This is a genomic window from Denitratimonas tolerans (genome assembly GCF_037203605.1).
GTDB classification, from domain to species: domain Bacteria; phylum Pseudomonadota; class Gammaproteobacteria; order Xanthomonadales; family Xanthomonadaceae; genus Denitratimonas; species Denitratimonas tolerans.
Genome location: NZ_JBBDHC010000010.1, coordinates 111,028 through 123,646, shown reverse-complemented (window position 1 = coordinate 123,646; position 12,619 = coordinate 111,028). Strand labels below are relative to the sequence as shown.

Annotated in this window: 2 protein-coding genes; both read right to left on the bottom strand. The window is 66.4% G+C overall.

Annotation, left to right across the window (positions count from 1 at the left end):
* Window positions 1-3,008: InlB B-repeat-containing protein (locus tag WB794_RS08475; protein ID WP_337335417.1), on the bottom strand; the 3,008-nt coding region annotated here is incomplete at its 3' end.
* Between the two features lie 210 nt (window positions 3,009-3,218).
* Window positions 3,219-11,990 carry an MBG domain-containing protein gene (locus tag WB794_RS08470; protein WP_337335416.1) on the bottom strand — a complete coding sequence of 2,924 codons (8,772 nt, stop codon included), beginning with the start codon at window positions 11,988-11,990 and terminating at the stop codon, window positions 3,219-3,221.
* Between the last annotated feature and the right edge of the window lie 629 nt (window positions 11,991-12,619).

Below are 12,619 nucleotides of genomic sequence, written 5' to 3'. Positions count from 1 at the left end.
GTGCAGGTATCGCCCGCAACGCTCACGACGTGGTAGCCGGTCGCCGGCGTGACCGTGAAGCTCGCCGTGCCATCAAAAGCCACCGTCTGCGACGCCGGCGTGATCGTGCCGTTGCCGCCGGAGGTCGCCGTCACGGTGAACTCGTCGATCGCGAACGTCGCGGTCACCGCGCAGTTGGCCTGGATATTGGCCGCGCTGTAGCTCGAGCCCGAACCGGTCACGGTGCAGGTGTCACCGCTCACGCTCACGACGTGGTAGCCGGTCGCCGGCGTGACCGTGAAGCTCGCGGTCCCGCCGTGGCTCACGTTCTGACTGGCCGGCGTGATCGTGCCGTTGCCGCCGGAACTGGCAGTGACGGTGAACTCGTCGATCGCAAACGTCGCGGTCACCGCGCAGTCGGCCTGGATATTGGCGGCGCTGTAGCTGGTGCCCGAACCGGTCACGGTGCAGGTGTCACCGCTCACGCTCACGACGTGGTAGCCGGTCGCCGGCGTGACCGTGAAGCTCGCGGTCCCGCCGTGGCTCACGTTCTGACTGGCCGGCGTGATCGTGCCGTTGCCGCCCGAGGTCGCCGTGACGGTGTAGCTGTTGAGCGTGAAGTTCGCCGTCACCGCCTTGGCGCTGGTGACGTTGGTCAGGCTGCAGGTCGCGCCGGTGCAATCGCCGCTCCAGCTGCTGAAGGTGTAGCCGGTGTTCGCGCTCGCGCTGCAGGCGCTGTTGCCGCCGGAAGTGACCGGATTCGGCGTGCAGCTTGCGCTGCCGCCCGGTGCCGGGTTGACGCTGACCGTGATCGGGTAGGTAACCACCGGGACGGAACCCGTCGTGATGGGCGCACCGCTCTGGTCGTAGCAGTAGTCGTGCCAGGTGGCGGGATAGCCGCTCGTTCCGGCCGTCGTCATGCGCAGCCAGCCGTAGTTGCGCTGGCCGGTGCTGGCATTGTCGAAGGCCATGCCGATGTAGCCCGTGCGACCCGGCAGCCAGTTGTTCATGGCCTGGTTCGCATTGCTGAAGGTCGATGCCGGCCCGACCGTGGTGCCCGCAGGCAGCACCGAGATCTGCCCTCCCGCGGCCACGCCGCCAAGGCCGCCGTACCACCACACCCACATGTTGCCGCTGTTGACGTAAAGGTTGATGTCATCGAGGCGCGAGGCGCTGTAGCCCTGCGCCACGCCGGTGAGGAGCGTGAAGGCGCTGCCGTCGCCATTCTGGATCACGCTGTGATTGAGCGTGCCGCAGACCAGCGGATTGCCGCTGAACGGCCTGAAGTTGGCGATCACGGTGCAGTTGGCGGTCACCGGATTGGTGGTGAACCGGTTGCCGACGAGCGTGCCGCCGCAGGTGCCGGTGACCGAATCGATCTCCTGACCGGCAGCCGGATACAGGTTGAAGCCCGCTTTTCCGTTCACGGCGACGGTCTGCGCCCCGGTGGGCGTGATCGTGCCGCTGGGCGTACCCACGCTCGATGTGACGGTTCGCGTCGGCGCGCCCGTGAGCACCGCAGCTGCGGCATCGACGTTGATGCGCGGCTTGGTGATCGTTCCGCTCGCACCCGAACGGGTATCCGTGACCGGCGTGCCGGTGGTGACCAGCGCGTTCAGCACGCTGGTGACGCTGGCCGTGGGTGCCGCCTGCTTCAGCACCGCCCAGGCACCCGCCACCTGCGGGGTCGCCATCGAGGTGCCGCTCATCAGCGCGTAACCGCTCTCAGGTACCGATGAACCAATGCCGGCGTTCCACGGTGCCGGGCCCGCGCCACCCGAACCGGGCGCGAACAGGTCCATGATCGTGGCGACGTTCGAGAAGCCGGACACGACGTCGACCTTGCTCGTGGAGGAAACCGCGACCGCAGTGGAAACGCAGGCCGGCGAACTGATCGTGCTGGTGTAGCCATCGTTACCGGTGGCGATCACCGTCGCAATACCGTTGGAGCGCAGATTGTCAATAGCGGTCTTGATGGTCGTCGTGTCGCAGTAGGCGCCGTAGCTGCCGCCACCCAGGCTCATGTTGACCGAGGCGATGCTGTGGCTCGGGCGCAGCGTGGTGTTGATGTAGTTGAGCGCGGCGAGCTGATCCGAGGACCAGGACGCGATGCACGGCGCGGCGGCAGGGCTACAATCCTGGGCCCGGTTGAAGCGTGTGAAAACCTGGATGGCAATGATGTTGGCGTTGGGCGCAACACCGTTGATGGTCTCACCAGCCACCGTCTGATTGCGGCCCGCAGCGATGCCGGCGACGTGCGTGCCGTGGTCGCACAGCTGATTGCCGCTGGCAAGGCACTGCGCCGTGTTGGCGCTCGCTGCGCCAGACCCGGTTTGCGACGTTGTCCCATTGGGGCAGAGCGAAACGCGTTGCAGACCACCCGCGCCATTGGAGAAGCACGCTTCCGCCACGACCCGCGAGATGTTGGCCGCATTTCGGAAGAACGGGTGGCTCGCCTCAATCCCGGTATCGAGGATGGCGACCGCCCAGCCGCTGCCGTCGTAACCGCTGGACCAGGCATTAGGCGCGCCGATCAAGGGCGTGCTCTGCGCCAGCGAAGCGAACTTCAACGCGTCCTCTTCGAGGCCTGCGACCAGGCGGGAACCGCGCAGCGCGGCAAGGCCGGCCTCATCCACGCGCATGGCGATCGCCGGGATGCTCTCGTAGTCGCGATTGACGCTGTAGGAGGCCGGCGGCAACGCGCCGAGCAGGCGCGTGCGCGCCGCACCGATGTGGTTGCGCTGCAGCTGCACGTCGGCGCGCGAAAGGTGTCCTTCCGCGCGGAACGGCGCATCCAGCGCCAGCAGGACGATCACATCGACGTGGCCATCGGCCTTCACCCGATCCGCCAGATCTTCGACGGTCGCGGGCGGCCTGGTCTGCGGCGCGCGATGGGCCTCAGGCGCCCTCTGCCCGAGCGGCGCGAGCAGTTCGTTCAGCGATTGGTCGGATGATGTTTGGGCCTGCGCAGCCATTGCGCAGCCGAGCAGCACGAAGGCCGCAGCGTGTTTCAGCCAGTTGCGTGACATTGGATTCCCCAGGGATTGGTACAGCGCCTTGCGCCTCGGCAAGTTTTAACTTTGTAACAATTACAAAGCCTTGCCGGCGAAATCGTAGCAGTTTTCCAGCCGATTCGAACACGGGGCATCTGGCCATTCCTACGGGAAAGCCAAGCAACATCCTTGCAAAAAAACGGGGCGAAGCCAGGCTTCGCCCCGTCGAGTCGACTCAGGCCAGGATCAGTAGCGAACCGATGCCCTGAGTGCGCGTACCGCTTCCGGAATCGGACTTCCCGGCGGCAGGATCAGATCCAACGCCTCGGTGAAGCCGGCGCGGTTACCGAACCTCAGCACCAGTCCGTCCACGGTCAAATCCCACCCGTAGACGAGGAGATCATCCGGATTCCAGCGCGCCCAGGCACTCTTCTGCTCCACGCCCTGCGCGTCGGTCCACCGCAGGCGCAGCCACTGCCCGTCGGTGACAACCGCCGTATCCATCCAGGCGACGGCACGGCCGCTCCCGTCAACGAACTCCAGCACCGTCTCGACCTTTCCGAAAGCCGTCCGCTGGATGCTCCATCCCGCCACGGCGGTGCCGCCGCCGCGATCGCCCGGCACCGCGAGCGCATCCGCGCCAGGCGGCGTCGGCGCTTCCTCGAAGCCGTCGCAGAACAGTGAGCAACTGCCGGAGTCATCGATGATCGTGATGGTGGTCAGGAACACTTCGGCCGCGTAGTTCGGATCCGTGACCATCAGCGTTGCGGTGTAGGAACCCATGAGCAGCGGTTCGCTGCTGCCACCCGGATGGTAGGTGAGCGAGTAGGCCACCGCGTTCGGATTGGTCACCGTGGCCGGATGCGGCTGTGCGTCGTACACGAAGGTGCCGCCCGCCAGCGCGATGCCGCTGTTGCCGGCCGGAATCGGGGTGATCGTCAGCCAGGCGCTGGCGGTGCCCTGCACGTTGCCTTCGTCCACCGTGGCCACCACCAGGTAACTGCCGGCATTGGTCGGAGCCGTCGTGCTGCCGCTGTAGGTGAAGGTCAGGGCCACGCCGTTGCCAGCCACCGTAGCCGTCGCGGCATGCGGCGCGCCGTCGTAGGCGATGCTGGTGGCACTGTTGTCGGCCCAGACGATGTCGGTGATCGTCACGCCAGCGGCGGTGATCCGCAGCGTCGCCGTGGCCTGACCGACATGGTTCGCCTCGTTGACCATTGCCACGACTGCGTACTCGCCCACGGCGGTCGGCGCGCCGGCATTGCCATCGTAGGTCACGTCCACCGTCAGGCCGGCAGGCACCGTAGCAACCGTCACCGCCTTCGGCGTGCCGTCATACACCTGCGCGGTGTTGCCGATCTGAACCTGGGCATTGGCTTTGGCGATGGTCAACACGGCGGCCGTCGAACCCGCAAGCACATGGTTCGGGTTCGACAGGCTCGCCGTCACGTCATAGCTGCCCGCATTGATCGGCGTCGCCGCGACACCGCTCTGGCTGTAGGCCAGGTCCAGACCCGCTACCGACGGGGTCGCCGTCACCGTGGCCGTCTTCGCCGTACCGTCATAGACGTGGCCCAGATTGCCGAATGCCAGCGTCACCTCGGCCGGATCGATCAGGATCGTGGCCGTCATCGTTTCCGGGGCGAAGTTCGGATCGCTCACCGTCAGCGTGACGTCGTAGCTGCCCGCGTTCACGGGGGCATTGTTGCCGCCCGGAGCGTAGGCCAGGGTATAGGCCACGCCGTTCGGGTTTGCGACGCTGGCCGGATGCGCCGCTCCGTCATAGGTGAAGCTGCCGCCGGTCAGCGTGATGCCCGAGGCCCCGGCGGCCGCCGGCGTGATGGTCAGCATTGCGCTGGCGCTGCCGAGCACGTTGCCGTCGTCGATGGTGGCGATCACCTGGTAGGTGCCGGCGGCCGTCGGGGCCGTGGCGCTGCCGTTGTAGGTGAACGCCGGCGTCAGGCTGCTGCCCGTGACGGTGGCCGTCGCCGCATGCGGCGCGCCGTCGTAGGCAATGCTGGTTGCCGTGTTGTCAGCCCAGACGATGCCGGTGATGCCGACGTCGCCGACCGTGTTCTGCAGCGCGAACGCGAGGTTCGTGCTGCCGAAAGTCGCCACCACGCTGTAGGTACCCGCCTCGCCGTTGGCCATTGCCGGGGTTGTAGCCAGGCCACCCGCACCGCTGGTGGCGGTGGCAGTCACCGCAGCGCTCGCCCCCGAGCCCGGCGCGGTGAAGCTCACCATCGCCGCCGCATCGTCAGCCACCGCGTTGCCGTACTGGTCGATCACCCGCACCGTCAGGTCGCTGAAGGCGGTGTTCACCGGCACGGCCTGATTGGTGCCGGAAACCAGCTCGATCGAAGCCGCCGAACCGGGGAGGTTTTCCAGCGCCACATTCGCCGAAGCCGCGCCGGACACCACGGCCTGCACCGGGAAGGTGCCGGCCACGGTATTGGCATCGAAGGTGTGGCTGACTTCGCCCGCGGCCGTCGTGATGCCGGCGGCCAGAGCCGGCGCGATGCCTGCACCGGAGTTCGGGCCAACCAGGGTGACGGAAACGCCTTCCACCAGGTTGCTGTTGGCATCGCGCACGGTGGCGGTCAGCGTGTAGGCCCCGGCGCTGCCGACGACCGCGTCGGCAGCCGAGCTGGCAAGCGTGACGCTCGCTGCGCCACCGGCGGTATTGGTCAAGCCGTAGTCGACCGCGCAGATGGCGACGCTGGGTGCCGTGGCATCGCACTGTGCGGCCTCGATCATGGCCGTGACGATGAATGCGCCCGCGGTCACGTTGGCCGTGATCACGCCGCTGCTGGTGCGGCCATCCGGGCCACTGGTTCCACTCAGCAGGTTGGGCGAAATGCCGGCACCCGGATCCAGCGCGGCGAAGTCGACCGCGATGCCTTCCAGCGGGTTGCCGAAGCGGTCGCTGACGCTGGCCACGAGCGGCATGCCGTAAGGCGTGCCCACCTGCGCCGTCTGCCCGTTTCCGGACACCATCGCCAGCTGCACCTGCGTCAGGTCGACATCCGCCGTGTTCAGCAGGCCGAACGGCACCGCAAGCTCGACGCCGCTGGAGAGCTTCGCGCTCACCTCGAACGCCCCGGCGACGGCGTTGGAGCTTGCCGATACACGGGTTTCGCCGCTCGCATCGGTTGCCGCCGGCGAGGTCAGGCTCGCGCCCGCACCATTCGCGCCGGCGATCACGTTGAACGCGACGGATGCACCCGCCACCGGATTGCCGGCCACGTCACGCACGAGAACGACAAGGTCACCGCTGTCGTAGGCGTTGCCGCCCACGATGGCCACGCCCGCATCGCCAGAGACGATCTCGATGCTGGCCGCCAGGCCGGTGTCGATGCCGATGGTCTGGTCGGCCGCCTGCGCGTACACGGTTCCGGTGGTGATGCCCACGACCTGCGGCGTCACCGTGTAGCCGCCGGTATGGCGCTTGGCCGTGGTGCGGAACAGGTAGGTGCCCGTGTAGCTGGCCGGCACCGGCACCCCCTGGCTGGACAGCGCTCCGAAGTAGCCGTACAGGCGGCCGGTCGGGCTGCTCGAGGAATCCAGCTCGGCACGCAGGTTGTAGATCGCACGGTAGGCGTGGATCGCCTCGTCGTAGAACTCCACGCTCACGTCCGGCGACGCGCAGGCGGCGGTGCCGCACGATGATGCCGTCGCCGGTTCCAACGCGCCGCCGTCCCACGCGATGAAGAATCGGCCACGCACGTTTTCATCGTTCGGGGTCGGCTGGGCCGCAATCGGATTGCCCGGGCTGGGCAGGCCGCTGCTCAACGCGGCCGTACCGGCATTGGTGAGGGTCATCGCCGATTCCACCGGCTCGCCCACCCTGCCCGCCTCGTTGGCCAGGCCGCCCAGCACCAGGTGCGCAACGTCGGTTGTCACCAGCGCACTGGTTGCCAGGGTCACGCCCGATCCCATGCCCACCAGGCTCGCCGTGGTGCCGTAGCGCCCGCCGCGCTGGAAGCTCGCGCGGAAGCTCGACACTGCGCCATCCACCAGCGGGAAGCCGGATGCAGGACCGAACCAGCCGCTCCACTCGCCGCCGGCAAAAGTCATCGGCAGGCTCTTCCAGGTGCTGTCCGAGGTATCCAGGTACTCGACCGCCAGGTCGCCCGCGGCAGCCGCCGGATTGCCCGATGTCACCTTGAAGAAGGCGCGCACGTTCTCGCCTGCGCTGCCGTTGGTGCGCCAGTCGTAGTAGGACTTCCCGGCATCGGCATCGGGCTGCGGGACGAGGGTCACCACGCCCACCGGCGCGGCCATGGTGGCCTCGATCGAAACATCGATGCCGGCCGTCACCTCGTACATCGCCGAACCGCTGGCGACGTAGCCGCTGCTCTCGCAGTCGGCCGTGACCAGGTAGCTGCCGACCGGATCGGACGGACCGGGCACGCCGCTGTAGGTACAGACGGAAGGCGATTCTTCGACGATCCCGGCACTGACCGCGTGCGTCGTGCCGTAGGTGCCGCTCAGCGGCGGGTCGAAGCTCACCGTGCCGACGGTCTTTCCGATCACCAGCGTGGCGGTTGCCGAACCGCTGTAATTCGGATCGTTGGTGACCGCTGCAACGGCATAGCTGCCGATCGCGCTTGGTGGCGCCGACGCGCCGTCATAGGTCACCGATACCGCAACACCGGCGATCGGCGAGGTCGTGACCGATACCGACTTGGGCGAGCCATCGTGGGCCTGCGCCAGATGGCCGAGCGTGATCGTGATCGGCTGCGGCGTCACCTCGGCACTGGCGGAAGCCGCCGGTGCCTCGAAGTTCGTGCCGGTGCAGGCCGTTGCGTTCACGACGTACGGCGAACCAGACACATCCGGGCCCACCGTACCGGTGACCGGACAGGCCGTTCCCGGCTCGTCGACCAGATACGCGCCGACGGCGTGGGTGGCACCGTTGTATTCGAAGCTCAACGGATCGAAGGCGATGGTGGAAGCCGCGCGCGTGATGGTCAGCGTGCCGCTGCCGGAACCCGCGTAATTGGGGTTGCCGACAACAGTCGCGGTCGCGGTATAGGTGCCGGCGTTGACCGGGCCACAACCAGCATCCGTTGCGGCACAGGTGGCCACCGTGGTGGCACCCTGGCTGTAGACGATCTGCACATCGCCTTCCAGGCCGGCCGGGGCGGTCGTGACCGCAACGCTGTGCGAAGCGCCGCTGTACGCCACCGTCGCATCAGCCACCGTCACGGTCGCCGTGCCCTGGGTGTTGGTCAGCGTGAACGCAGCATCCGGCGTCAGCGTGCCGCTGCTTGCCGTCACCGTATAGGTGCCTGCAAAGCTGTTGGCCGTGGCCGTGGTGACCAGTTCGCCGTTGTAGTCGGTAATACCTGAAACCGCACCGAGCGTGGCACCGGCCGCCGTGCTGCTGGCCGGATCGCTGAAGCTCACGGTCTGGCCCACAGCCGCGCCGCCGAACCGATCCTGCACGCGGACGCGCAGGTCGTTGAAGGCACTGTCGACCGGCGTCGACTGCACGCCGGTGCCGCCATGGGCAACGATCGAAGAAGGCGTGTTGTCGCCGCACAGCGCATTGCCGACCGGATCGGCAGCCAGCGGATCGGCAACGGCCATCGCCGTGCCTGCGGCGCTGGTCGCGCCGTCGTACCAGTTCGATCCGACTTCGACGACATTGGCATTGCCATTCACCAGCGACACACCGGCCAAGATGGCGTTGTGGAACACCCGGGCCTGATGCGTGCCAGCAGCGGAATGGAAGTACACGCCGCGGTTGTTGTCCGCGCCGATGGTGTTGCAGGACACCGCCGCGCCGACGCCCGGATAGATCCGGATCGCCGCCCTGTCCGCCGTGCCACTGGTATCGGCAAGATTCAGCGTATTGCGGTCGATGACGATCGACGTGCCACCACCGATATTGATGCCGCCCTGGGCGGTATTGGCGATGGCGTTGTTGCGCACCTGCGCACCGTTGTTGCTGCCGCCAAGCTGGACACCCTGATAGGCGATGTTGTCGAAGCTGTTGTCGATCATGCTCAGGTTGATCGAGCCCTCGGTCTTGACGCCGTTGTACGAGCCGCCGGCGAGGTTTCCGAAATGGTTCTGCTCCACCAGTACATTGGCGACGCCGCTGGTGCTCAGATAGACGCCATTGCCGTTGATGCCCAGCACCCGGTTGTTGCGCACGATGGCACCCGAACCGGTGATGTTGAATGCCGCGGAATTCGCGTTGGTTGATCCACTGACGCCGCTCACGGTGAAGCCGTTGACCTCGGCACCGGCACCCGCGGCCGGGATCTGGACGCGAACCGGCGCGTCCGGCGCAATGATGGTTTCACCGCCGACGCGCTCGGCAACCGCACCCTTGGCGGACACGTCCGCCTGCGCACCCAACAGACGTACGGCCTTGTCGACCAGCACGGTCTGGGCGAATGTTCCGGCTTCCACCTGCACCACGCCGCCAACGCTTGCGCCGGCAATGCCATTGTTGATCGTCGCTGCTGCGACATCATGGGTGGCGTTGGACGAGTCCGGACCATTCCAGACGTTGCTGATCTGCGCGGACTTCACCAGGATCCGGTCAACGCCGCTCACACCGTCGGCCATCCCCAGCGTCGCTTCCGGTCCCGACAGCGCGACCGGCCAGGTCGCCCCGGCGAAATCATTTCCGGCACCAACCGAGAGCCGGGCATTCCCCGTGAACGTGCTGTCCTCGACATGCAACGCGGTGCCGACGCCACTGAAGCTGACGCCACGGACCACGAAGTCATTGACCGGTCCGGTGAAATAGCCGGCATCGGTAGCCAACACGCCGATGTCGACGTTGCCGACGGTACCACCGCTGATGACGCGCGTGGTCGGCACGGCCGTGCTGGTGATGTTGTTCAGGTAGTAGCCGATGCGCGTGCGGCCCGACAGTCCGCTGCCATCGATTTGATTGTCGATGATCTGGATCTCGCGCGAACCGGTCAGACCCTGGATCCAGACGGCCTGCCAGGGCTCGACCAAGCCGGTTCCGGCAACCGCATGGAAGCTGTTGCCCTCGACCCGATGGCTGGTCGCCACTGCGCCGCCGTTCTGGTTCAGAAACACACCGCGGTACTGGGCATGGAACTCATTGCCGACGATGATCGGCTCCAGCGTGCCGGGATTGGCCAGCTGGAGCAGGTTGCTCTGCACGCCGATTCGTACCGTATCGAACAGATTGTTGCGGATCTGTGCGTACCAGTGGTTGGTGGACAGCACCGCGATACCCCATTCCGAGGGCGCAGGGATATTGCTGAATCGATTGAACTCGACAACGTTATCGCCAACGTGCGCGTAACCGAAAAGGCCGCCCGACTGCATGTTGCGGATGATGTTGTTGCGTACCTGCAGGCCCGCCGAATCGCCGTACGCCAGAATGCCGGACGCGTAATCGATATCGGCACCATTGAGGTCGACGCCCGAAGCCAGCGCCGGATTGTCGCCATCCAGCACAAACCCGTCGATGATCACGCCGGCGGCACCCACGCCGATCAATCGACTGGAGAAGTACGAGGCCATGGAGAGCCCTGCCTGCGTTTCCGGCGGCACCAGCACGGACTCTCCGGTGTCGCTGCTGTCGCTGTTGCGGGTGCGAGCATCGATACCGTGCCGGGCACCGAGCAGGGTGACCGGCTTGTCGATCGTCAAGCGCTCCGCATACACGCCCGGATCGGCAACCAGCACATCGCCGTCGTTGGCCATCGCGATCGCCGAGTTGAGGGTGCAGTAGCGTGTCCCGTTGTTCTGGTTGAGTACGCGCGAGCCGATCATGTCGGCATCGGCAGGGACGCTGCGCTGATCGGCGATGGTGCTGCCCATAATCGCATTCGCATCAACGCCTTCACCCACGCTTGCGCAGGTCAAGGGTGTGTTGCCGCGGTCGAACCAATCGCTGTGGATATCGGGATTTGCATTGCCCGGCAGGGAACCGGGCTGATTGCCCTGCTGGATCTGTAGCCCGACATCATTGCCCGTCAGGATGTTGAGGTAGACCGAAGACCCCATGCCCTCGACCACGATACCGTACGCTTCCGAGCCTGCCGGCACGCCTGCCTGCTTGGTGAAGTCGTTGACCTCGTTGCTGCGCACAACCACGCCACGGGTTACATCGATCTGGCCCTGCGAGGCCCCGCCGTAATAGGCACGGATGACCTGGATGCCGGCCCGGTCGTCCTCCAGCCATGCGCCCTGATTGGTGCCGCCTATGACCGTGTTGTTTTCGACCACGATCGAGCCGTCACCGGATTCCGCGCCGCTGCCGTTGGGGATCATCAGCGCGATACCGAAGCGACCCGGATCGAACACGAAGTTCCCGCGGATCAGGTTGCCGCGACCACTTGGCGAGCCGGAAGTCAGCTGCATTGCGGCAATACCCGTGTCGCCGCCGAGTGAGTGGTCGATCTGATTCCCCGTGACGTGGATACCTGTGGCCGTACCGTCCTCGAACGCGATCGCCGTGGCTCCCACCGGGCCGGTGATCAGGTTGTCGCTGACCGTGATGTCCTTTTTGAAACCGTTCCAAACCACGATGGCGCGGTTGTAGATGTCGTGCAGCTGGTTGTTCCGGATGGTGACGGATGCCAAGCCTCCTGCCCCGCTGGCATTGGCGTAGATACCATGCCGGCCGCAGTGATGGACATGGCTTTCCTCGACCAGCAGGCCGTGGTTGCCACCGACAGCCCGGACACAGTCGGAGGTGAAATTCCGCACTTCGATGCCGCTGACGGCTGCATTGGTCACGCCGCTGGCGATGGTGACGCCAATCGCCTGCGTGCCGCCACCATCGATGATGACCACCGGGGGCGCGACTGGGCCAGCCATGGTTCCGACCCGGAGGGCATTGCTCTTGACGCCCGCTGCGCTGCTGCCGGCCAGATGCACGGCCTTGTTCAGCACGATGGCGTCGGAGTAGGTGCCCGGCGCAACGTGTACGGTGTCGCCCGCAGCCGCCGCCGTGATCGCATCACGGATCGTGCAGGCCGTCGCAGGCGTCGCGCAGTCGTTGCCAAACACGCCATCCGTTGCGGCATACCGATCCGCCGCTGCCACCGGCGCGGCCAATCCCGCCAGCGCGACAAGCCAGGAGCCAAGCAGCGCAAACCTTCGGATGAGGGACCGGCACGGCTCGCAGGTGCAGGGGGGGTGGGAAGGATGCGACACATGGACTCGCATGGCAGACTCCTATGAAGGTGTGATGCGGGAAGCAAAAAACGACGACGGCCAGACACCGGAATCGGGCCTGGCCTTGGATTCGGAGCAATAACACGTGAGAAAACGGCCCGGCCCGCGCAGGCGCGAAGGCCCGGGTACCGCTGTACGGCTGTGCAAGCAAGGGAGAGACGCCGCGGCAGCCGCTGCGTCACGCGACAGGCCGGTGACGGAACCTGCAAGCGAGCCACGGGAAAAGCGAGGCGTCACGACCCGGTCATGCGCGTGCTGCGCAGTCGCGAAGACCAGCCCCGGATATCTGCACGAAGCCGGCAGAATGAAGGACACGTCAAGCGCACCTCCCGGCGCAGCGCCGCATGACGGTGCCTGTGCGCCAGAGACTGCCGCGCGCCAGTAGCCCAACGAAGGCATGCTCCCCAAGGGACACCCCCTGATTCTTGGCGGTCAAATCACCGCTCACGCTGATGCCCTTT